Source organism: Pseudomonas sp. HY2-MNA-CIBAN-0224 (genome assembly GCF_040310285.1).
Classification (GTDB): domain Bacteria; phylum Pseudomonadota; class Gammaproteobacteria; order Pseudomonadales; family Pseudomonadaceae; genus Aquipseudomonas; species Aquipseudomonas helleri.
The window spans coordinates 56,548-78,188 of record NZ_JBEOPQ010000013.1; the positions used below are offsets into that span (position 1 = coordinate 56,548).

Here is a 21,641-nt window from a genome sequence, read left to right on the forward strand (position 1 = left end):
ACTCAAGATTTCAATGCTTCGGCAAGATTCGCGAGTTTGCCGCGAATCGAGCCATCGATAACCAGGTCGCCGGCGCGAATGACAATGCCCCCAATGAGGGACTTGTCTTCCGCAACTTGCAGGCGCACTTCCCGGTCGAGTCGTGCACTGAGAACCTTGGCGAGTTTGTCTTGCTGTTCTTGGTTCAATGCGAAAGCACTGGTCACTTCAACATCTACCGACTTCTCTTGCTCGGCCTTGTACAGGTCAAACAGAGCGGCGATCTCCGGCAAAAGCAGGAGACGGTCGTTTTCTGCAACGACGTGGATGAAGTTCTGCACTTTCACATCAAACTTGTCGCCGCACACGTCAATAAACGTGGCGGCCTTTTCTGCGCTCGTCAGTCGCGGGGCCTTGAGCACGCGCTGCATCGTGTCGTCTTGCGACACCGCTGCAGCCAGGCCGAGCATGGCTGACCAAGAGGCCAGTTGCTGGTGGGCCTGGGCGTGCTCGAAGGCTGCCTTAGCGTAAGGTCGGGCCAACGTGGTCAATTCTGCCATGATCGCCCTCGCTTAAATTTCAGCAGCCAGTTTATTAACCAGCTCCGCGTGCGCGTTTTGATCGATTGTGGCACCCAGGATCTTCTCTGCGCCTTCAACAGCCAAGCCACCCAATTGGGCGCGCAGGGCGTCTTTGACGCTGTTCAGTTCCTGTTCGATCTCGGCCTGAGCCTGAGCCTTCACACGGTCAGCTTCAACGCGAGCCTGTTCACGGGCTTCGTCTACGATCTGAGTACCGCGTTTCTTGGCTTGCTCAATGATTTCAGCTGCTTGAGCCTTAGCTTCGCGCAGTTGTTGACCCGCTTTATCTTGGGCCAACTCCAGGTCACGAGCTGCTCGGTTAGCAGCGTCCAGTCCAGCCGCAATCTTCTTCTGACGTTCTTGCAATGCCGCGATGACCGGAGGCCACACGAACTTCATGCAAAACAGTACAAAAATGAAGAACGCAACGGACTGGCCAATCAGGGTTGCATTAATGTTCACGCCAACACCTCGCTCGTTCGTTGTCCATCACTCTAATCAACTCGAAAATTCGAGTGATTAGCCAGCGAGTTGACCAACGAAAGGGTTCGCGAAAGTGAAGAACAGTGCGATACCAACACCGATCATGGTTACGGCGTCGAGCAGACCGGCAACGATGAACATTTTAACTTGCAGCATTGGAACCATTTCTGGTTGACGCGCAGCGCCTTCCAGGAACTTGCCGCCCAACAGGCCGAAACCAATTGCGGTACCCAGTGCACCCAGGCCGATCAACAGTGCAACAGCGATAGCGGTTAGACCAACTACAGTTTCCATCTTTCCTCCCGACTTTTACGTCGTATGGTTTAGGTTTTTAGATTAAAGCGGTAAAACAAAATCAATTTGCTACACCCTCCCGCCGGAACGGGAGGGGCACCAGACTCGCCGAAACGGGTCTTAGTGGTTCTCTTCGTGCGCCATCGACAAGTAAACGATGGTCAACATCATGAAGATGAACGCTTGCAAGGTGATGATCAGGATGTGGAATACAGCCCACGCCCATTGCAGCACCACGCCCAGACCGCTAAGCCAAAGCAGGCCGCTGCCGAACATTACGGCGATCAGGATAAATACCAGTTCGCCAGCGTACATGTTGCCGAACAGACGCAGTGCCAGCGAGATTGGCTTGGCAACCAGCGTCACGAATTCGAGCAGGAAGTTCACCGGAATCAGCAGCGCTTGAACCAGGATGTTCTTGCTGCCGAACGGGTGCAGGGTCAGTTCGCCGATAAAACCGCCGATGCCCTTGATTTTGATGCTGTAGAAGATGATCAACGCGAATACCGACAGGGCCATGCCCAGGGTAGCGTTAGGATCGGTCGTCGGTACGGCACGGAACGGGAAGTGCTCATCGCCAGTGATCAGGATGGCCAACTGAGGAATCCAGTCAACCGGGATCAGGTCGATGACGTTCATCAGGAATACCCAGACGAAAATGGTCAGCGCCAGCGGAGCAATCACGGCGCTACGGCCATGGAAGCTGTCTTTTACGCTGCCATCAACGAATTCCACCAGCACTTCAACGAAGTTCTGCAGTGCGCCTGGTTGACCGGAAGTTGCCTTCTTGGCCGCCATGCGGAAAATGAAGATAAACAGCAAGCCTACGAATACAGACCAGCCGAGGGTATCGACGTGGAATGACCAAAAGCCCATTGCTTTAGCTTCTGCAACGGTGTGAGCAAAGCCCCAGCCGCCATCAGGTAGCTGCCCGAAGGTCAGGTTCTGTAAGTGGTGCTGGATATAGCCCGAAGCGGTTGTTTCTGCCATGGTTGCCTCAAACGCCCTAAGGTCTCGAAAGTGTTGTTCTCATTAGCAGGGGAGCGAACCAGCTGACCAATTGGGTCAACACGAAGACGCCGAATACAGCTAGCGGCGCCAATGGCTTCACACCTGCAAACGTCAGCGCGAACAGCACTGCCGTCAAAATTAATTTGCCCGCCTCGCCAGCGTAAAACGACCGGACGATGGCTTGCGCTGCTCGAGCGCCGGTAAACCGGAAAGCTCTGTGAGCAAAGTACACATTGGGTAGCAAAGCGATCAGGCCTCCGCAGAGTCCTGAGTATCCGGCTACAACTCCCTGCCATTGCCAGAGCCCCAGAGCAGCCAGCAATAAAACGACAAATTGAGCCAGCAAAACCGGAAAAACCGCCAAGCGATGGAATGGCAAGCGGTTTGGCGTGCGTGTCTCCATCACAACTGCTCCTCAATGGTCGGCTGCCAAAAGCTAAAACTTGGCATAATTTGTGCCGACAAAATGCGCGCAGAGTATAGGGGCGCTGAAGCCCCTATTCAACTGTCAGGTAGTGATTTCCGACTGCGCGCTACACAGGAAATGTTTCAGCGGATGTGAGCAAGCACTCCTTGAAGCTCATCAAGGGAGTTGTAACCAATCACTAATTGGCCTTTTCCCTTCTTTCCGTGGCGGATCTGCACCGCAGAGCCTAGGCGCTCGGCCAGACGCTGCTCCAGGCGAGTGATATCGGGATCGGCTTTAACCGGTTCAGCAGGCTCTTGTTTACCGCTCAACCACTGACGAACCAAGGCTTCGGTCTGGCGTACGGTCAGGCCACGTGCGACAACGTGTCGCGCCCCCTCAACCTGCTTGTTGTCCGGCAAACCGAGCAATGCCCGTGCATGGCCCATTTCGAGGTCGCCATGGGACAGCATGGTTTTGATCACTTCGGGCAATGAAATCAGTCGCAACAAGTTAGCCACAGACACCCGGGACTTACCCACAGCGTCGGCCACTTGTTGTTGAGTCAGCTGAAACTCTTGCTGCAAGCGTTGCAAGGCAATCGCTTCTTCGATCGGATTCAGGTCTTCACGCTGAATGTTCTCAATCAGCGCCATCGCGATAGCGGTTTCATCCGGCACATCACGCACCATCGCCGGGATGGTGTCTTTACCGGCCTGTTGGCTGGCGCGCCAGCGACGTTCACCGGCGATGATCTCAAAACGGTCGCCAGCGATCGGACGCACCACGATCGGCTGCATTACGCCCTGGGTCTTGATCGAGTTCGCCAGTTCTTCGAGCGCTTGCGGGTCCATGTCGCGACGAGGCTGATATTTGCCGCGCTGGATCAGGTCCAGGGGCAAATGCTGCAGTTCGCTTTGATCGACCTTGACGGCCTGCTCCTCCAGCGAGCTGACCGTAGGACCACTCAGGAGTGCATCCAGTCCACGTCCTAGACCTCGTTTCTTGACGGCCATGGAATATCCTTAAGTTGGCTGAGCAGTGCGGGAGGTGCGACGTTGACGACGAACCAGCTCGCCGGCCAGGGCAAGGTAAGCAATCGCGCCACGGGAGTTTTTATCATAGGCCAATGCAGGCATGCCGTAACTCGGTGCCTCGGCCAGACGGATGTTTCGCGGAATCACCGTGTCGTACAGCTGCTCGCCGAAGTGCTCTTTGAGCTGGGCCGACACATCGTTCATCAGGCTCAGGCGCGGGTCGTACATAGTCCGCAGCAGGCCTTCGATTTTCAGGTTCGGGTTAAGCAACTCGGCGATGCGCTTGATGTTATCCACAAGGTCGCTCAAGCCTTCGAGGGCGAAGTACTCGCACTGCATGGGGATAATCACCCCATCGGCTGCCACCAGGGCGTTCAAGGTCAGCATCGACAACGACGGCGGGCAGTCGATCAGGATGTAATCGTAGCTTTCACGCACCGGCGCCAGCGCTGTACGCAGACGGCTTTCTTTCATCTGCATTTCGAGCAGTACGACTTCGGCTGCTGTCAGGTCACGGTTGGCCGGCAACAGCTGGTAACCACCGTGTTCGGAGATGTGCATGGCCTGGGCCAGGTCGCATTCACCGATCAACAGGTCGTAGACCGAATTCTCAAGACCATGTTTATCCACACCGCTGCCCATGGTGGCGTTGCCTTGTGGATCAAGGTCGATCAACAGGACGCGCCGCTTGGTCGCGACCAGCGATGCTGCGAGGTTGATACAGGTGGTGGTTTTACCCACACCACCTTTTTGGTTCGCTATTGCGAATACCTTAGCCATTCTTGCTTGCGTTCCCAATCATGCCGTTCGGCGCAGTATCAGCAGATGGCGTTGGCCTTGGCAACCCGGTACGGTCAAGGCGTGTTCGCTATCTAGACGAAAATCAGACGGCAATGCTACCAGCTCATCGGCCGGATGAACGCCCTTCATTGCCAACCAGCGTGTTTCGCTGTTGCCCAGGTGCCGCGTCCAGTTGGTGAAGTTCTCCATGCTGCTGAAAGCCCTGGAAACAATTCCATTGAACGCCTGCTCAGGCTGGAACTCTTCAACACGGCTGTGGATAACTTGCAGGTTGTCCAGCTTGAGCTCCAGTTTGACCTGGGTCAGAAAGCGGGTTTTCTTGCCGTTGCTGTCCAGGCAAGTCACTTGCGACTCAGGAAACAGGATCGCCAACGGGATACCTGGCATCCCGCCGCCGCTGCCCACGTCCAGCCAACGGCCGTTTTCGATAAACGGCATCACGCTCAGGCTGTCGAGCAAATGACGCGAAACCATCTCGTCCGGGTTACGCACAGCCGTGAGGTTGTAGGCCTTGTTCCATTTTATCAACAGGGCCAGATAGCCCAGCAGCAGGTCATGCTGGGTTTGGGTCAAAGCGACGCCCAGTTGGCGTGCACCTGTTGATAACTCTTCAGCGTGTTGTGCGGTCACCAGCGAACTCAAGCGTTTTGCTCCAACTTGCGGCCAGCGCCGCGTTTTTTCAGGTGAATCATCAACAGGGAAATCGCCGCCGGCGTCACACCGGGTACCCGCGATGCCTGGCCCAGCGTCTCGGGGCGTGTTGCACCGAGCTTGCTCTGGATCTCTTTGGACAACCCGGAAATGGTCGTGTAATCGATATCCACAGGCAATTTGATATTTTCACTGGCGCGAAGACGTGCAATCTCGTCCTGTTGACGGTCGATGTAGCCCGCGTACTTGGTTTTGATCTCAACCTGTTCAGCGACCAGCGGGTCGCTAGCCCCTTCGCCGGTCACTTCGACCAGACCGGCGTAGTCGATTTCCGGACGAGTCAGCAAACTGAGCAAATTGTATTCATGGGTCAACGGTGTGCCAAATTTGGCCGCAATCGCTTCACCTTGCTCAGTCCCCGGGCGAACCCAAGTGCTTTTCAGACGTTGTTCTTCCAGGGCAATGCTTTCGCGCTTGGTGCAGAACGCCGCCCAACGGGCGTCATCGACCAAACCGAGCTCGCGACCTTTTTCTGTCAGGCGCATATCGGCGTTGTCTTCACGCAGGATGAGGCGGTATTCGGCGCGGGAAGTAAACATTCGGTACGGTTCTTGAGTCCCCAGGGTAATCAGGTCATCAACCAATACACCGATGTAGGCTTCATCGCGACGCGGGCACCAGGTGTCTTTGCCCTGTGCGAGCAAGGCTGCGTTGGTTCCGGCGAGCAAACCTTGTGCCCCCGCTTCTTCGTAACCGGTGGTGCCGTTGATTTGCCCGGCAAAGAACAAACCGCCGATCACCTTGGTTTCGAGGCTGTATTTCAGGTCGCGCGGGTCGAAATAATCATATTCGATGGCATAGCCAGGTCGCACGATGTGGGCATTTTCCATACCGCGGATCGACTGCACGAGTTGCAACTGAACATCAAAAGGCAACGAGGTCGAAATGCCGTTCGGATACAGCTCATGGGTGTTCAAACCTTCCGGTTCGATAAACACCTGATGGCTTTCCTTGTCAGCAAAACGATGAATCTTGTCTTCAATCGACGGGCAGTAACGCGGGCCAATCCCTTCAATCACACCTGAGTACATCGGCGAACGATCGAGGTTGGACGCAATGATTTCGTGGGTGCGCGCATTGGTATGAGTGATCCAGCAGCTGACTTGAGTCGGGTGCTGTTCCTTGTTGCCCATGAACGACATGACCGGGATCGGCGTATCACCCGGTTGTTCCGTCATTACCGAGAAATCAACCGAACGGCCATCAATGCGTGGCGGGGTGCCGGTTTTCAGGCGACCGACACGCAAAGGCAGTTCACGCAGACGGTGTGCCAGGGCTATCGAAGGTGGATCACCGGCGCGTCCGCCCGAGTAATTCTGCAAACCGATGTGGATAAGTCCACCCAGGAACGTACCGGTGGTCAAAACCACCGAGTCAGCCAGAAAACGCAGGCCCATCTGGGTCACAACACCGCGTACTTGATCGTTTTCAACAATCAGGTCATCCGCTGCTTGTTGAAATATCCACAGGTTCGGTTGGTTTTCCAGAATTTCGCGTACTACCGACTTGTAAATAGCGCGGTCTGCCTGTGCTCGCGTTGCCCGCACGGCCGGGCCTTTACGGCCATTGAGTACACGGAACTGGATACCGCTTTTATCCGTTGCGGTCGCCATCGCGCCGCCGAGGGCATCGATTTCTTTAACCAGATGGCTTTTACCAATCCCGCCGATCGCAGGGTTGCAGCTCATATGCCCGAGGGTTTCCACGTTGTGGGTCAACAGCAGGGTTTTTACACCCATGCGTGCTGAAGCAAGTGCAGCCTCGGTTCCGGCGTGACCGCCACCGATGACGATCACTGCAAAACGGGAAGGGAAATTCACCACGCACCTCGTGCCTGTTACTAGGGGTTTTTTGGATAGACCGCGAAGTATAGGGACTTCGCCTTCCTTAAAGAACCCTTTGCACAAAATTTAACCAGCTTGTGGATAAGGCAAGATAGAAAAATAAATAAAGAAGAAATTTATTAAAGCTTTGTTTTTATGTTTATTTCTATAGCGGCACATTTCTGTGGATAGATTACTAAGAGCCTTATTTTACGTACTGTACAGAGATTCAAAAGTCTGTGGTCATGTGGCCATGAGGGGCGTGAATAAGTGCGTTAAGCCTGTGGGTAAATGATAACGTTATCCACAGAGGGGTTTATCTTCAGTTTTCAAGCCCACTTACCCACTGAGCTAAAGGCCAGTTATGCACAGAGCTTATCCGACGAAATTCCCTCTATCAGGCCAACAAAAAGGCGGCCGAAAGCCGCCTGGATGAGCACGTCATCCAACGGCCAGCAGCTTAAAAAGGGATAAAGGTGATGAACGGCAGCTTATGCAGCGCTCAAACAGCGGCGATCAACCAGCCGTTGGCACTCGCGATGAGCCTGTGGGTTATTCCAATCGCGTCGAGAAATCTCTGGTCGTGTGAGGTCACAACCAACGTGCCGGTGTACTGATTGAGCATGCTTCCCAGCGCCAGCAAGGACGTCAGATCGATGTGATTGGCGGGTTCATCGAGCAACAACAACTGCGCAGGTTGCTCGGCATAGAACACACAGGCCATTGCCGCCTTCAGCCGTTCACCGCCACTGAGTTGTGCACAGGGGCGATTCACCTGCTCGGCGCCGAGCCCTAATTGCGCCAGCCGGGTACGCAATTCACTCTCCGTGAGTTGCCGATTGAGTGCCTGCAATTGCTCCAGCACCGAACATTCAAGGTTCAGCATGGCCAAGTGTTGATCAAGATAAGCTGTTTTCACATGGACACCCGCCTGCCCAGCCGGGATCGGTACTTGCCCCGCCAACACCTTGAGTACCGTTGATTTACCGCAGCCATTGGGACCGAGCAAGGCCACCCGCTGGCCCCGACTGAGCGTAAGGCTGAGTGTGCGCAACGGTTCGAAGCCATACGGCAAGCGTGCATCAACCAGCTCGGTGATGTGGGAAGCGCTGTGCTGGCTCGTTGTGGGGGCATAGACAAACACCGCCTGCTGCCTTTCAACCTGGCTGGCAGCTTGCCGGACGCGCACCGACAACGCCTCGCGCGCGGCTTGCTGATGTTGCTGCCATTTGCCGCTGCTGTTTTGGCTGCGCTCCTTTTGCCGGCCCAGCAAAATCTTCGCCTGATTACGGCTACTGGCAGACTTGCTACCCCGTGCCTGCCTGCGTTCAAGCTGTTCAGCCTGCTCGCGCAACCGTTGTTCTTGTCTATTTCGTTCCAGTTTGGCGTGGGCCAGTTGCTGTTCGGCGGCCGATTGCTTCTGGGCTTTGGCCTGTGCATAAAACGAATAACCCCCGCCGTAGCTGGCCAGCCCCAGGGCTGAGAGTTCGAGGATGCGCGTCATCGTCTCCAGCAACTCGCGGTCATGGCTGATCACCAGCAACGCCTTGGGCCAATGGCTGAGTTGCGCCTGCAGTGCCAATCGCTGCTCACGGTCTAGATGATTGGTCGGCTCATCCAGAATCAGCAGCTCGGCATCTGACATAAACGCCCCCATCAGCGCGACACGCATGGCTTCGCCGCCACTGAGCTGCGAGGTCGGGGTTAAAGGCGTGAGGTGCCCGAGGTTGTTGCGGGCCAGTTGGTCGAGTAACTGCTGGCGAATGTTCCACTGCTCGCCCACCGCGTCAAAGTCGGCTGGTGCGGTACTGCCTTGCTCGATGCGTTCCAGCGCGTTGATGATGGGTTGCACACCGGCCAGATCAGCGACCGTCTGCCCGGGGGCATGGTTGATGTGCTGCGCCAGGTAATACACCTTCCCGGTGCGCAGACAGCGCCCTGCGGTAGGAGCAATATCCCCGGCAATCAGATGGGCCAATACACTTTTACCCACACCATTACGCCCCACCAGGCCGGTGTGGCGTTGATCGAGATGCAAGTTGAGATCAGAAAACAGCGGGCTGCCATCGGGCAGCTGATAAGAAACGCCTTCCAGCGTTACACAGGTCGCGTGGGTCATACGCACTCCAGAGATGCACAGATCTACCCCCTGTTGCAGGGGAATCAAGAACTGGCCGCAACATTTGCGGCGGCATCAATGGCGCATTGGACTAATACCTGTAGGAGACGAACTTGTCTCGTGACCTTTTAACAGATCTGTAGAGACCGGACACATGGTTGACGGGTGTACGGAGACATGGTGGACACTTTTCGGTGAGCTAATTTCGCCGGAGAACCATCATGCCTTGGAATACGAGAGACGCCATGAGCCTGAAAGAAGAGTTCGTTGCTTTAGCACGGCAACCCGGCAGCAATAAACGCGAGCTGTGCCGACGATTCGGTATCAGCCCGCAAACAGCTTATAAGTGGCTAGAACGCTACAAAGCCCAAGGTAAACCGGGCTTAGAGGAGAAGTCCCGCAGGCCTAATACGAGTCCGAAACTGACTCAGGCCGGTTTGGAGTCTGAGGTCTTGGCGATTAGACAAGACAACCCTGCATGGGGCGGACGCACAATCAGCAGCCTGTTGAAAAATCGTATCGCCCCCAGCACCGTCACTAACATCCTGCATCGGCACGGCCTGATTCAGCCTTCTGACAAGGAGCCACCGGCCAAGCTGAGGTTTGAACATGCTGCGCCTAACGACCTTTGGCAGATGGATTTCAAAGGACACTTTGCGATGCAACAAGGCCGATGCCATCCCCTAACGCTGCTGGACGACCATTCCCGATTCAACTTGGCTATACAAGCTTGTGATAACGAGCGTGGGGACACGGTGCAGAAGAAGATGATCGAGGTTTTCCGAACTTACGGTTTGCCAGCCCGCATCAACGTCGATAATGGCCCGCCTTGGGGCTCACCGCGTAATCCCGGCGAGATCACAGAGTTGAGTATCTGGCTAATCCGCCTAGGCATCCGGATAAGTTTCAGCCGCCCTTATCACCCGCAAACCAATGGGAAAATTGAGCGTTTCCATCGTTCACTGAAAGCCGAAGTGCTCAATGGTCGGCATTTTTCTACGTTGACTGACGCTCAAACGGCTTTCGACCGGTGGCGTGAAATTTACAACCTACAGCGCCCCCATCAAGGATTGGACTATCAGGTGCCAATGGACCGGTACCGGTCTAGTCCCTGGGCATATCCGCAGCAGCTATCGGAGTTTGAATACGGATCGGATGACGTATTGGCCAAGGTTTACCACAGTCGGTTTCGCTTCCAGAAACGTTATTTCAGCATCGCCAAGGGTTTGGTTGGGCAGCATATTGCTATACGCCCAAACCCAGAAAGCGATCAACTGTTTGACGTCTACTTCTGCCATCACTTTTTGCGAACTATCGACGTGAACAAACCGGACTACGGTTGATAATGTGTCCACTATGTCCCCGCACATGTGTCAACCATGTGTCCGGTCTCTACAAACAGATCAAAAGATCGCGAGGCAAGCTCGCTCTTATCAAAAATAAAGTAAGTGATTGATTCTAAAGGCCTTGTAGGAGCGAGCTTGCTCGCGATCTTTTGATCTTGATCTAAGAGCCCCCCTCTCCCTAGCCCTCTCCCGAAGGAGAGGGAACCAATTGGGGGATGCTGACGATATTCGCTGTCCTGTTTGATGCGCGACAGCGCGGCGTCGAAGACGGGGCGGCAACTCCTACGGGTTGCCGGGCATTATTTACCGATACAGAAGCTGGAGAAGATCCGCCCCAGCAGATCATCCGAGCTGAATGCCCCGGTAATTTCGCCCAGCGATTGCTGCGCCATGCGCAAATCTTCGGCCAGCAACTCACCGGCGCCCGCCAGCGTCAGCTGTGCCCGGCCATGCTCAAGGGCATCGCTGGCGTGCTGCAACGCCTCCAGGTGACGGCGACGTGCGCTGAAGCTGCTTTCAGAGGTTTGCTCGTAGCCCATGCAGGCCTTGAGGTGCTCACGCAGCAAATCCAGACCGTCCGTCGATCGGGCGCTGAGGCTGATCGTGACATGGCCATCGGCGCTCACTTCAAGGCTCACCGCTTCACCGCTGAGGTCCGCCTTGTTACGAATCAAGGTGACTTTGGCCGGGTCCGGGCGCTGCTCCAAAAACTCGGGCCACAACGCGAAGGGGTCATCCGCTTCCGGTGCCGTCGCATCCACCACCAGCAACACGCGATCCGCCTCACCAATGGCTTTGAGGGCTCGCTGCACGCCGATTTTCTCGACCTGATCTTCGGTATCCCGCAGTCCTGCTGTATCCACCACATGCAGGGGCATGCCGTCGATGTGGATATGTTCACGCAGCACGTCGCGGGTGGTACCGGCGATCTCCGTCACAATGGCTGCTTCACGGCCGGCCAGCGCGTTGAGCAAACTGGACTTGCCCGCATTGGGCCGACCGGCAATCACCACCGTCATGCCATCGCGCAGCAAGGCGCCCTGACCGGCTTCGCGCTTAACGGTGGATAACTCTTCGCGGACTTTATCGAGCATGCGCAATACGTGGCCATCGGCCAGAAAGTCGATTTCTTCTTCCGGGAAATCAATCGCAGCCTCGACGTAGATGCGCAAACTGATGAGCTGCTCAGTCAAGTTATGCACACGGTGTGAGAAAGCCCCCTGCAAAGACCGTAATGCGTTGCGCGCAGCCTGTGCAGAACTGGCTTCAATGAGGTCGGCAATGGCCTCGGCCTGAGCCAGATCGAGCTTGTCGTTTAAAAAAGCGCGCTCACTGAATTCGCCTGGTCGTGCCAAACGGCAACCCAGCTCGATGCAGCGTTGCAGCAGCATATCGAGCACGATCGGCCCGCCGTGACCTTGCAATTCCAGCACATCTTCGCCGGTGAACGAGTTCGGGCCCGGGAAATACAGCGCAATGCCTTCATCCAGGACTTCACCGTTTTCACCATAAAACGGTCCGTAATGGGCGTAGCGCGGTTTCAGTTCGCGCTCAGTGAACGCTTGCGCCGCCGCCCGGGCGAGTGGCCCGGAAACACGCACGATCCCCACACCACCTCGGCCTTGGGCGGTTGCCACAGCAGCAATGGTTTGTGCCGGAACACTCATAAAAACAGGCCTCAAAAACAAAAGTGACAGATAGCAAAACGCCCCACTAGGGGGCGTTTTGAGTGGTGATCAACAGAGTAAGTTAAGCAGCTGCTTTTTTGGTAGCGGCTTCGATCTTACGTGTGATGTACCACTGTTGAGCGATGGACAGGCAGTTGTTCACAACCCAGTACAGCACCAGACCAGCCGGGAACCACAGGAAGAAGAAGGTGAAGATGATTGGCATCAGCTTCATCACCTTGGCCTGCATCGGATCCGGAGGTGTCGGGTTCAGACGCTGCTGGATGAACATGGTTGCGCCCATGATGATCGGCAGAATGAAGAACGGGTCTTTAATCGACAAGTCGGTAATCCAGAGCATGAAAGGCGCCTGACGCATTTCAACACTTTCCAGAAGTACCCAGTACAAGGACAGGAACACCGGCATCTGCACCAGGATCGGCAAGCAGCCGCCCAGTGGATTGATCTTCTCTTTCTTGTACAGCTCCATCATCGCTTGCGACATTTTCTGGCGATCATCACCGAACTGCTCTTTCAGAGCGGCCAGTTTTGGTGCCACAGCGCGCATGCGAGCCATCGATTTGTAGCTGGCGGCCGACAGCGGGAAGAAGATCCCTTTGATCAGCATGGTCAGGAAGATAATCGACCAACCCCAGTTACCCACCAGGCTGTGGATATGTTGCAGCAGCCAGAAGATTGGCTGGGCAATGAACCACAGAATGCCGTAGTCGACTGTCAGCTCCAGGCCTGGGGACAACTCTTTGAGTACGCCCTGGCTCTTTGGACCTGCGTACAAGGTAGCGCTGGTTTCACCTGTTTTGCCCGGCTCAACCGTCAAGGTCGGGCCAGTGAAACCGATGATGTAGTTGCCTTGATTGTCTTTGCGGGTCTGAACGACGTTGTTATCGCCTTTCTGAGGGATCCACGCGGTTACAAAGTAGTGCTGCAGCCATGCAACCCAGCCACCTTGAACGGTTTCTTTCAGCGAACCCTTGTCGATATCTTTCATCGACACTTTTTTGTACGGTTCTGCACTTGTCCACAGGGCAGCGCCCAGGTAAGTGGCAGTACCGGTGGCGGTGCTGGAAGAAGGATCAGAGCTGGCGTCGCGTTTCAATTGTGCGAACAGGTTGCCGGTCCACGGCTTGCCGCTCTCGTTATCAATCAAATAGCTGACTTGAACATCGTACAGGCCACGTTTGAACGTGAAACGCTTGATGTAGTTAACGCCGTCTTCGCTGAATTTCAGGTCAACAACCAATTGATCCTGGCCAGGAGCCAGTTCATAGGTCTTTTTATCCACACTGAAAACCGGGCGACCGGCGGCACGTGCATCCGGGCCGTCAACGCCAGTCAGGCCACTTTGTGCCAGATAAGTACGCTCGCCGCCGTTATCGAACAGCTGGAAAGGCACATCCGGGTGGTCCTGGCGACGTGGATAAAGCGGCAGACGCAGTTGGGCAACGTCACCACCTTGTGGATCGATTGCAATATCCAGTACGTCGGTTTTGACGTGAATCAGGTCTTTGCTTGCAGCCACCGGCGTTTCTGTCGGTGTGCTGGTATCGGCATTGGCACTGGGTACATCGGCACTGTTCGAAGCGTTGTTACCTGGCACCGAGTCAGGCAAACCCTGCGCGGTATTACTGCTGGCGGCAACATTCTGAGTCGGCAGGGCAGCTTGGCCGTAATCCTGGTTCCATTTCAGAACCATAACGTAGGACACGACTGCGAGAGCGACGATCAGGATCGTGCGTTTAATATCCATGATTACTCGGCCATCAAGAAGAACGGGAGGTAGGGATAGGTGGAACCGGGTCGTAACCACCGGGATTCCACGGGTGACAGCGACCTAAACGACGAAAGGTCAGCCAGCCGCCGCGAAGAACGCCATGAGTTTCTATGGCTTCCAACGCGTAGCAGGAACAACTGGGGTAGAAACGGCAGTGATTTGCCATCAAAGGACTAATGGCATAACGGTAAAACTGGATCGGAACGAGCGCCAGTTTACGCATCAGGACTGCCTACCCCTACAGTTTCGGTTTTAACAGATGGAGCTGGCGTGTTACGGGCCAGACGTTTCCACAGTTTGCCGAAATGCTGAATCAATTCGGGGTTCTCTACGTCACCCAAACCTTTGCGCGCGACGATAACGATATCCCAACCAACCAGTAGATCCTGGTGGAGACGAAACGATTCACGCATCAAACGCTTAAGGCGATTGCGCTGAACGGAGAGCTTTACGCTCTTTTTCCCGATCACTAACCCCAAACGGGGGTGATCAAGATCGTTGCTGCGCGCAAGGAGCAGGAGATTTTTCCCCGGAACCTTGCCGGTGGGGGAGTCAAAGACTGCCTTGAAGTGTCGGGGAGTGAGTAACCGCTTTTCCCGACTGAAGTCCTGACTCACCACCATTGTCTGATTATCAAACTGCCAGACGCGCACGGCCTTTGGCGCGGCGACGCGACAGGACTGCACGGCCGTTTTTAGTAGCCATGCGAGCACGGAAACCGTGAGTGCGGGCGCGTTTGATAGTGCTTGGTTGGAAAGTACGTTTCATGTCGTGCTACCTGGTTCGTCCACAACGGGCCGGAATGGCCCCCGTTTTAAGAGACCGGCGATTCTAGTGAATGCAGGCCCATAGGTCAATTTCCAACCAACGTTGACAGCTAAATAGATACCAGCGGTTGTGCACACGCATTTGTTCAGCCAGTCATAAAAATAAAAAGACAGCGTATTTAAAGCTTTTTTAAAGAACTTATTAACTTTAGTGAGCCACTTATCTGTGGATAACTCGATGCAGCCCTTAAAAATCATGGCCTACAGAGAATGACAACACTGTCGAGAAGCCGTGCTCTGCCTGTGCTGCGACCTCGGATAAGCTGTGTACGAAAGGCCTCTTTATCCACAGGCCAGTTATGCACAGTGTTTCACCCCCACTTGTGCAACGAGCTTAGACCCGCTTATCCACAGACCTTATGCACATACCATTGGTCGCTTTGTTAACAGTAAAAAGACCTCGTTCTCCTTATAGGCAGGCAACCTACATGTGGATAAGTGGGCGAGTGGTCGCTACAATGGCGCCTGTTTTTGCCTCACCGGCTTTCAACTTAGGGGATATCCGTGTCAGTGGAACTTTGGCAGCAGTGCGTAGAGCTTTTGCGCGATGAGCTGCCTGCCCAGCAATTCAACACCTGGATCCGTCCACTACAGGTCGAAGCCGAAGGCGACGAGTTGCGCGTGTATGCGCCTAATCGTTTTGTGCTCGACTGGGTTAACGAGAAGTACCTGAGCCGTTTGCTTGAACTGCTGAACGAGCACAGCAATGGCATGGCGCCTGCGCTGTCCTTATTAATAGGCAGCAAACGCAGCTCGGCACCTCGTGCTGCGCCGAATGCGCCATTGGCCGCAGCGGCTTCGCAACAGCAAGCCGCGCCTGCGCCAGCACCCAGCGCACCGGCAAGTGCCACGCCCGCACCGGCGCCAGCGCCTAAACAGGCGGACCAGGCGAGCGAAGAGCCTTCGCGTGACAGCTTCGACCCGATGGCGGGTGCCAGTTCGCAACAGGCGCCAGCCCGTGCCGAACAGCGCACCGTCCAGGTTGAGGGCGCGCTCAAGCACACCAGCTACCTGAACCGCACGTTCACCTTTGAAAACTTCGTCGAGGGCAAGTCCAACCAACTGGCCCGTGCGGCGGCGTGGCAAGTGGCCGACAACCCCAAGCATGGCTACAACCCGCTCTTCCTTTATGGCGGCGTTGGTCTGGGTAAAACGCACTTGATGCACGCGGTGGGCAACCACCTGCTGAAGAAGAACCCGAATGCCAAGGTGGTGTACCTGCATTCCGAGCGTTTTGTAGCCGACATGGTCAAGGCCCTGCAGCTCAACGCTATCAATGAGTTCAAGCGCTTCTACCGTTCGGTCGACGCCCTGCTCATCGATGACATTCAATTCTTTGCACGCAAAGAGCGTTCTCAGGAAGAGTTCTTCCACACCTTCAACGCCTTGCTTGAAGGCGGTCAGCAAGTGATTCTGACCAGCGACCGCTACCCTAAAGAGATCGAAGGGCTCGAAGAGCGTCTCAAATCCCGCTTCGGCTGGGGTTTGACCGTGGCCGTTGAGCCACCAGAGCTTGAAACGCGCGTCGCGATCCTGATGAAAAAGGCAGACCAGGCCAAGGTCGACCTGCCCCACGATGCTGCCTTCTTTATTGCCCAACGCATTCGTTCCAATGTGCGTGAGCTCGAAGGCGCGCTCAAGCGGGTTATTGCCCACTCGCACTTTATGGGCCGCGACATCACCATCGAGCTGATTCGCGAGTCCCTTAAAGACTTGCTGGCGCTGCAAGACAAACTGGTCTCTGTGGATAACATTCAGCGTACTGTGGCTGAGTACTACAAGATCAAAATTTCGGACTTGCTGTCCAAGCGTCGCTCACGCTCGGTGGCCCGCCCTCGCCAAGTGGCCATGGCACTGTCCAAAGAGCTGACCAACCACAGCCTGCCGGAAATCGGCGATGTGTTTGGTGGTCGCGACCACACCACGGTCTTGCACGCATGCCGCAAGATCAACGAACTCAAGGAATCCGACGCGGACATCCGCGAGGACTACAAGAACCTGCTGCGAACCCTGACAACCTGATGACACCAACGCAGCTTATTAAGGCAAGGGACTAGACCATGCATTTCACCATTCAACGCGAAGCCTTGTTGAAACCCCTGCAACTGGTCGCGGGCGTTGTAGAACGCCGCCAGACCTTGCCGGTATTGTCCAACGTGCTGTTGGTTGTCGAAGGCCAGCAATTGTCGCTGACCGGTACCGACCTTGAGGTCGAACTGGTCGGTCGCGTTCAGCTCGAAGAGCCGGCTGAACCCGGCGAGATCACCGTGCCTGCGCGCAAGCTGATGGACATCTGCAAAAGCTTGCCCAACGACGCCCTGATCGACATCAAGCTCGACGATCAAAAGCTGGTGGTTAAAGCGGGCCGTAGCCGTTTTACCCTGTCCACCTTGCCTGCCAATGACTTCCCGACCGTTGAAGAAGGCCCGGGCTCGCTGACCTGCAGCCTGCAGCAAAGCAAGCTGCGCCGCCTGATCGAGCGCACCAGCTTCGCCATGGCCCAGCAGGACGTTCGTTACTACCTCAACGGCATGTTGCTGGAAGTTTCGGCCGGCATCATTCGCGCAGTGGCTACCGACGGTCACCGTCTGGCCATGTGCTCAATGAAAGCCGACATCGGCCAGCCAGACCGCCATCAAGTGATCGTGCCGCGTAAAGGCATCCTCGAAATGGCGCGTTTGCTGACCGAGCCGGACGGCGAAGTCAGCATCGTGTTGGGCGCACACCACATCCGTGCGACCACCGGCGAGTTCACCTTTACCTCCAAGCTGGTAGACGGCAAGTTCCCGGATTACGAGCGTGTACTGCCTAAAGGCGGTGACAAGGTGGTGATCGGTGACCGTCAGGCCCTGCGTGAAGCGTTCAGCCGTACCGCCATTCTGTCCAACGAGAAGTACCGCGGTATTCGTCTGCAACTGGCTAATGGCCAATTGAAGATCCAGGCCAACAACCCGGAGCAGGAAGAAGCGGAAGAAGAAGTGGGCGTTGATTACAACGGAGGCTCGCTCGAAATCGGTTTCAACGTGAGCTACCTGCTGGACGTGCTGGGCGTGATGACCACTGAACAAGTGCGTTTGATCCTGTCGGACTCCAACAGCAGCGCCCTGGTGCAAGAGTCGGACAACGACGACTCGGCCTACGTTGTTATGCCGATGCGCCTGTAACTTATGCACAGCCCACGCTAGATGTCCCTTAGTCGCGTCTCTGTCACCGGTGTGCGTAACCTGCACCCGGTGACCTTCTCCCCCTCCCCCCGCATCAATATCCTGTATGGCGCCAACGGCAGCGGAAAAACCAGCGTGCTGGAAGCAGTCCATTTACTGGGGCTTGCCCGTTCGTTTCGCAGTACCCGGCTAACGCCGGTCATTCAGCATGAACTGCAAAGCTGCACCGTGTTTGGCCAGGTCGAACTGGCCGAAGGCGGGCACAGTGCGTTGGGTATTTCGCGGGACCGAAATGGGGAGTTCCAGATTCGGATCGACGGTCAAAATGCGCGCAGTGCCGCGCAGCTGGCGGAGATCCTGCCCCTGCAATTGATCAACCCTGACAGCTTCCGTCTACTGGAAGGCGCCCCAAAGATCCGTAGGCAGTTTCTCGACTGGGGGGTGTTCCATGTGGAGCCGCGCTTTATGTCGACCTGGCAGCGGCTACAGAAGGCCCTGCGGCAGCGGAACTCATGGCTGCGGCATGGTACACTCGACGCCGTTTCACAAGCGGCCTGGGACCGGGAACTGTGTCTGGCCAGTGCTGAAATTGATGAATACCGCCGCGCTTACATCAAGGCCTTGAAACCTGTCTTTGAGCAGACCTTAAGTGAGTTGCTTGAACTCGAAGGCTTAACGCTGAGTTATTACCGTGGCTGGGACAAAGACCGAGAGCTGAGTGCTGTACTCGCTGCGTCTGTCCACCGGGACCAGCAAATGGGGCATACCCAGGCCGGGCCACAACGAGCTGATTTGCGCCTCAAGCTAGGTGCCAATAACGCGGCAGACATTCTGTCACGTGGTCAGCAGAAGTTAGTGGTCTGTGCATTGCGCATTGCTCAAGGGCATTTGGTGAGCCAGGCCCGGCGTGGCCAATGTATTTATCTGGTGGATGACTTGCCGTCCGAACTGGATGAGCAGCATCGCAACGCACTGTGTCGCTTGTTGGAAGACTTACGCTGCCAGGTTTTTATCACCTGTGTAGACCACGAATTTATGAGGGAAGGCTGGCAGACGGAAACGCCAGTTGCCCTGTTCCACGTGGAACAGGGCTGTATCACCCAGACCCACGACCATCGGGAGTGAAGGCATTGAGCGAAGAAAATACGTACGACTCAACGAGCATTAAAGTGCTGAAAGGCCTGGATGCCGTACGCAAACGTCCCGGTATGTACATTGGTGATACTGACGATGGCAGCGGCCTGCACCACATGGTGTTCGAAGTCGTCGACAACTCCATCGACGAAGCGCTGGCTGGCCATTGCGACGACATCACCATCATCATCCACCCGGATGAGTCCATTACCGTGCGCGATAACGGCCGCGGCATCCCGGTTGATGTGCATAAAGAAGAAGGCGTATCGGCAGCCGAGGTCATCATGACCGTGCTGCACGCCGGCGGTAAGTTCGATGACAACTCCTATAAAGTATCCGGCGGCTTGCACGGTGTAGGTGTGTCGGTAGTAAACGCCCTGTCCGAATTGCTGGTACTGACAGTACGTCGCAGCGGCAAAATCTGGGAACAGACTTATGTCCACGGCGTGCCTCAGGCACCGATGGCCATCGTTGGCGAAAGCGACACCACCGGTACTCAGATTCACTTCAAACCGTCTGCCGAGACCTTCAAGAACATTCACTTCAGCTGGGACATCCTGGCCAAGCGTATTCGTGAACTGTCCTTCCTGAACTCCGGCGTGGGTATCGTCCTCAAGGACGAGCGCTCCGGCAAAGAAGAGCTGTTCAAGTACGAAGGCGGTCTGCGTGCGTTTGTTGACTACCTGAACACCAACAAAACCACGGTTAACCAGGTCTTCCACTTCAATGTCCAGCGCGAAGATGGCATTGGCGTAGAAGTCGCCTTGCAGTGGAACGACAGCTTCAACGAGAACCTGTTGTGCTTCACCAACAACATTCCGCAGCGCGATGGCGGTACGCACCTGGTGGGCTTCCGCTCTGCCCTGACGCGTAACCTCAACACCTACATCGAAGCTGAAGGCCTGGCCAAGAAGCACAAGGTCGCCACCACCGGTGACGACGCCCGTGAAGGCCTGACCGCGATTATCTCGGTGAAGGTTCCGGACCCCAAGTTCAGCTCCCAGACCAAAGACAAGCTGGTGTCTTCTGAAGTGAAGACCGCAGTTGAACAGGAAATGGGCAAGTTCTTCTCCGACTTCCTGCTGGAAAACCCGAACGAAGCCAAGCTGATCGTCGGCAAAATGATCGACGCAGCGCGTGCCCGTGAAGCGGCGCGTAAAGCCCGTGAGATGACCCGCCGTAAAGGCGCGCTGGACATCGCAGGCTTGCCGGGCAAACTGGCCGACTGCCAGGAAAAAGACCCGGCATTGTCCGAGCTGTACCTCGTGGAAGGTGACTCTGCTGGCGGCTCCGCCAAGCAGGGACGTAACCGCCGCACCCAAGCCATCCTGCCGTTGAAGGGTAAAATCCTTAACGTCGAGAAAGCCCGTTTCGACAAGATGATCTCTTCGCAAGAAGTCGGCACCTTGATCACCGCACTGGGCTGCGGCATTGGTCGTGAAGAGTACAACATCGACAAACTGCGCTATCACAACATCATCATCATGACCGATGCTGACGTCGACGGTTCGCACATCCGTACCCTGCTGCTGACCTTCTTCTTCCGTCAGTTGCCGGAGCTGATCGAGCGTGGCTACATCTACATCGCTCAGCCGCCGTTGTACAAAGTGAAAAAGGGCAAACAAGAGCAGTACATCAAAGACGACGACGCCATGGAAGAATACATGACCCAGTCGGCTCTTGAAGACGCCAGCCTGCACCTCAACGAAGACGCCCCTGGCATCTCCGGTGAAGCGCTGGAACGTCTGGTGTACGACTTCCGCATGGTTATGAAGACCCTCAAGCGTCTGTCGCGCCTGTACCCGCAAGAACTGACCGAGCACTTCATCTACCTGCCTGCCGTCACCCTTGAGCAGTTGGGCGACCATGCTGCCATGCAAGCCTGGATGGCCAAGTTCGAAGAGCGTCTGCGTCTGGTTGAGAAGTCTGGCCTGGTGTACAAAGCTAGCCTGCGTGAAGACCGCGAGCGTAATGTCTGGTTGCCAGAAGTCGAGCTGATCTCCCACGGCCACTCGACCTTCATCACCTTCAACCGCGACTTCTTTGGCAGCAACGACTACAAAACCGTTGTGACCCTGGGCGCCCAGTTGAGCACCCTGCTCGACGATGGTGCTTACATCCAGCGTGGCGAGCGTCGCAAACAAGTCACCGAGTTCAAAGAGGCTCTGGACTGGCTGATGGCCGAAAGCACCAAGCGCCACACCATCCAGCGCTACAAAGGGCTGGGCGAAATGAACCCGGACCAACTCTGGGAAACCACCATGGACCCAAGCGTGCGCCGCATGCTGAAAGTCACCATTGAAGACGCGATCGGCGCCGATCAGATCTTCAACACCTTGATGGGCGACGCGGTAGAACCCCGCCGTGACTTCATCGAGAGCAACGCACTGGCCGTGTCCAATCTGGACTTCTGATGGTGTAACGCGCAACATAAAAAAGGCCAACGTTTTAGCGTTGGCCTTTTTT

The 21,641-nt window shown here is 55.8% G+C and carries 20 protein-coding genes; 5 read left to right on the forward strand and 15 right to left on the reverse strand.

The genetic code is table 11. From position 1 onward, the window contains the following. Nucleotides 1-2 precede the first annotated feature (2 nt). The 10 genes from AAEZ03_RS09150 to AAEZ03_RS09195 form a co-directional block, all read right to left on the reverse strand. Entirely contained in the window at nt 3-539 is a 537-nt protein-coding gene (locus AAEZ03_RS09150; RefSeq protein WP_048373558.1) for a F0F1 ATP synthase subunit delta, read from the reverse strand. Nucleotides 540-551: 12 nt separating this feature from the next. Continuing rightward, on the reverse strand, nt 552-1,022 hold the full coding sequence (locus AAEZ03_RS09155; RefSeq protein ID WP_048373561.1) for a F0F1 ATP synthase subunit B: 471 nt from the start codon (nt 1,020-1,022) through the stop codon (nt 552-554). A gap of 57 nt (nt 1,023-1,079) precedes the next feature. After that, a complete protein-coding gene (gene atpE / locus AAEZ03_RS09160; RefSeq protein ID WP_002555987.1) occupies nt 1,080-1,337 on the reverse strand; it encodes a F0F1 ATP synthase subunit C in 258 nt (85 codons plus the stop codon). Between the two features lie 120 nt (nt 1,338-1,457). Then, a complete protein-coding gene (gene atpB / locus AAEZ03_RS09165; RefSeq protein WP_048373563.1) occupies nt 1,458-2,327 on the reverse strand; it encodes a F0F1 ATP synthase subunit A in 870 nt (289 codons plus the stop codon). Between the two features lie 16 nt (nt 2,328-2,343). After that, nucleotides 2,344-2,751, reverse strand: a complete 408-nt coding sequence (locus tag AAEZ03_RS09170) for a F0F1 ATP synthase subunit I (RefSeq protein ID WP_123750613.1) — start codon at nt 2,749-2,751, stop codon at nt 2,344-2,346. A 146-nt stretch (nt 2,752-2,897) separates the two neighbouring features. Then, a complete protein-coding gene (locus AAEZ03_RS09175; RefSeq protein ID WP_048373567.1) occupies nt 2,898-3,770 on the reverse strand; it encodes a ParB/RepB/Spo0J family partition protein in 873 nt (290 codons plus the stop codon). A gap of 9 nt (nt 3,771-3,779) precedes the next feature. Then, nucleotides 3,780-4,571: a ParA family protein gene (locus AAEZ03_RS09180; RefSeq protein ID WP_048373569.1), complete on the reverse strand. Its 792-nt coding sequence runs from the start codon at nt 4,569-4,571 to the stop codon at nt 3,780-3,782. 18 nt (nt 4,572-4,589) lie between these two features. Then, nucleotides 4,590-5,234: a 16S rRNA (guanine(527)-N(7))-methyltransferase RsmG gene (gene rsmG, locus AAEZ03_RS09185; RefSeq protein WP_048373571.1), complete on the reverse strand. Its 645-nt coding sequence runs from the start codon at nt 5,232-5,234 to the stop codon at nt 4,590-4,592. Beyond that, nucleotides 5,231-7,123, reverse strand: a complete 1,893-nt coding sequence (gene mnmG / locus AAEZ03_RS09190) for a tRNA uridine-5-carboxymethylaminomethyl(34) synthesis enzyme MnmG (protein ID WP_123750926.1) — start codon at nt 7,121-7,123, stop codon at nt 5,231-5,233. Before mnmG ends, rsmG begins: the two co-directional genes overlap by 4 nt. A gap of 505 nt (nt 7,124-7,628) precedes the next feature. After that, nucleotides 7,629-9,245, reverse strand: coding sequence for an ABC-F family ATP-binding cassette domain-containing protein (locus tag AAEZ03_RS09195; protein WP_350577924.1), 1,617 nt, complete (start codon nt 9,243-9,245; stop codon nt 7,629-7,631). 221 nt (nt 9,246-9,466) lie between these two features. On the opposite strand from AAEZ03_RS09195, the gene AAEZ03_RS09200 reads away from it, so the two are divergent. Next, nucleotides 9,467-10,588 (forward strand): IS481 family transposase, encoded by a 1,122-nt coding sequence (locus AAEZ03_RS09200; RefSeq protein WP_350577927.1) that lies wholly within the window; start codon nt 9,467-9,469, stop codon nt 10,586-10,588. A gap of 302 nt (nt 10,589-10,890) precedes the next feature. On the opposite strand, the gene mnmE is transcribed toward AAEZ03_RS09200, so the two are convergent. The 5 genes from mnmE to rpmH all read right to left on the reverse strand — a co-directional run bounded on the left by mnmE (nt 10,891) and on the right by rpmH (nt 14,818). Next, nucleotides 10,891-12,258 (reverse strand): tRNA uridine-5-carboxymethylaminomethyl(34) synthesis GTPase MnmE, encoded by a 1,368-nt coding sequence (mnmE, locus tag AAEZ03_RS09205; RefSeq protein ID WP_048388197.1) that lies wholly within the window; start codon nt 12,256-12,258, stop codon nt 10,891-10,893. 82 nt (nt 12,259-12,340) lie between these two features. Further along, nucleotides 12,341-14,026 (reverse strand): membrane protein insertase YidC, encoded by a 1,686-nt coding sequence (gene yidC / locus AAEZ03_RS09210; RefSeq protein WP_048388195.1) that lies wholly within the window; start codon nt 14,024-14,026, stop codon nt 12,341-12,343. A 13-nt stretch (nt 14,027-14,039) separates the two neighbouring features. Next, complete coding sequence (yidD, locus tag AAEZ03_RS09215) at nt 14,040-14,273, reverse strand: membrane protein insertion efficiency factor YidD (RefSeq protein ID WP_082148803.1); 234 nt, start codon at nt 14,271-14,273, stop codon at nt 14,040-14,042. Then, complete coding sequence (gene rnpA, locus AAEZ03_RS09220; RefSeq protein WP_206540848.1) at nt 14,266-14,667, reverse strand: ribonuclease P protein component; 402 nt, start codon at nt 14,665-14,667, stop codon at nt 14,266-14,268. Before rnpA ends, yidD begins: the two co-directional genes overlap by 8 nt. A 16-nt stretch (nt 14,668-14,683) precedes the next feature. Continuing rightward, nucleotides 14,684-14,818 carry a 50S ribosomal protein L34 gene (rpmH, locus tag AAEZ03_RS09225; RefSeq protein ID WP_003213577.1) on the reverse strand — a complete coding sequence of 45 codons (135 nt, stop codon included), beginning with the start codon at nt 14,816-14,818 and terminating at the stop codon, nt 14,684-14,686. A gap of 563 nt (nt 14,819-15,381) precedes the next feature. On the opposite strand from rpmH, the gene dnaA reads away from it, so the two are divergent. The 4 genes from dnaA to gyrB are packed head-to-tail and all read left to right on the forward strand — an operon-like array spanning nt 15,382 to nt 21,589. Next, the gene (gene dnaA, locus AAEZ03_RS09230; protein ID WP_048373579.1) at nt 15,382-16,899 is read left to right on the forward strand and encodes a chromosomal replication initiator protein DnaA; all 1,518 of its coding nucleotides are present in this window, start codon (nt 15,382-15,384) and stop codon (nt 16,897-16,899) included. A gap of 38 nt (nt 16,900-16,937) precedes the next feature. Next, the gene (dnaN, locus tag AAEZ03_RS09235) at nt 16,938-18,041 is read left to right on the forward strand and encodes a DNA polymerase III subunit beta (protein ID WP_048373581.1); all 1,104 of its coding nucleotides are present in this window, start codon (nt 16,938-16,940) and stop codon (nt 18,039-18,041) included. Between the two features lie 21 nt (nt 18,042-18,062). Continuing rightward, a complete protein-coding gene (gene recF / locus AAEZ03_RS09240) occupies nt 18,063-19,166 on the forward strand; it encodes a DNA replication/repair protein RecF (protein ID WP_048373583.1) in 1,104 nt (367 codons plus the stop codon). 5 nt (nt 19,167-19,171) lie between these two features. Then, nucleotides 19,172-21,589: a DNA topoisomerase (ATP-hydrolyzing) subunit B gene (gene gyrB, locus AAEZ03_RS09245; RefSeq protein ID WP_350577934.1), complete on the forward strand. Its 2,418-nt coding sequence runs from the start codon at nt 19,172-19,174 to the stop codon at nt 21,587-21,589. The last annotated feature ends 52 nt before the right edge of the window (nt 21,590-21,641 follow it).

Excerpts from the sequence above, each read along its gene's own strand:
- AAEZ03_RS09150 (WP_048373558.1), bottom strand. The coding sequence starts at position 539 with ATGGCAGAATTGACCACGTTGGCCCGACCTTACGCTAAGGCAGCCTTC.
- atpE (WP_002555987.1), bottom strand. The coding sequence starts at position 1,337 with ATGGAAACTGTAGTTGGTCTAACCGCTATCGCTGTTGCACTGTTGATC.
- atpB (WP_048373563.1), bottom strand. The coding sequence starts at position 2,327 with ATGGCAGAAACAACCGCTTCGGGCTATATCCAGCACCACTTACAGAAC.
- AAEZ03_RS09170 (WP_123750613.1), bottom strand. The coding sequence starts at position 2,751 with ATGGAGACACGCACGCCAAACCGCTTGCCATTCCATCGCTTGGCGGTT.
- AAEZ03_RS09175 (WP_048373567.1), bottom strand. The coding sequence starts at position 3,770 with ATGGCCGTCAAGAAACGAGGTCTAGGACGTGGACTGGATGCACTCCTG.
- AAEZ03_RS09180 (WP_048373569.1), bottom strand. The coding sequence starts at position 4,571 with ATGGCTAAGGTATTCGCAATAGCGAACCAAAAAGGTGGTGTGGGTAAA.
- AAEZ03_RS09195 (WP_350577924.1), bottom strand. The coding sequence starts at position 9,245 with ATGACCCACGCGACCTGTGTAACGCTGGAAGGCGTTTCTTATCAGCTG.
- AAEZ03_RS09200 (WP_350577927.1), top strand. The coding sequence starts at position 9,467 with ATGCCTTGGAATACGAGAGACGCCATGAGCCTGAAAGAAGAGTTCGTT.
- mnmE (WP_048388197.1), bottom strand. The coding sequence starts at position 12,258 with ATGAGTGTTCCGGCACAAACCATTGCTGCTGTGGCAACCGCCCAAGGC.
- yidC (WP_048388195.1), bottom strand. The coding sequence starts at position 14,026 with ATGGATATTAAACGCACGATCCTGATCGTCGCTCTCGCAGTCGTGTCC.
- yidD (WP_082148803.1), bottom strand. The coding sequence starts at position 14,273 with ATGCGTAAACTGGCGCTCGTTCCGATCCAGTTTTACCGTTATGCCATT.
- rpmH (WP_003213577.1), bottom strand. The coding sequence starts at position 14,818 with ATGAAACGTACTTTCCAACCAAGCACTATCAAACGCGCCCGCACTCAC.
- dnaN (WP_048373581.1), top strand. The coding sequence starts at position 16,938 with ATGCATTTCACCATTCAACGCGAAGCCTTGTTGAAACCCCTGCAACTG.
- recF (WP_048373583.1), top strand. The coding sequence starts at position 18,063 with ATGTCCCTTAGTCGCGTCTCTGTCACCGGTGTGCGTAACCTGCACCCG.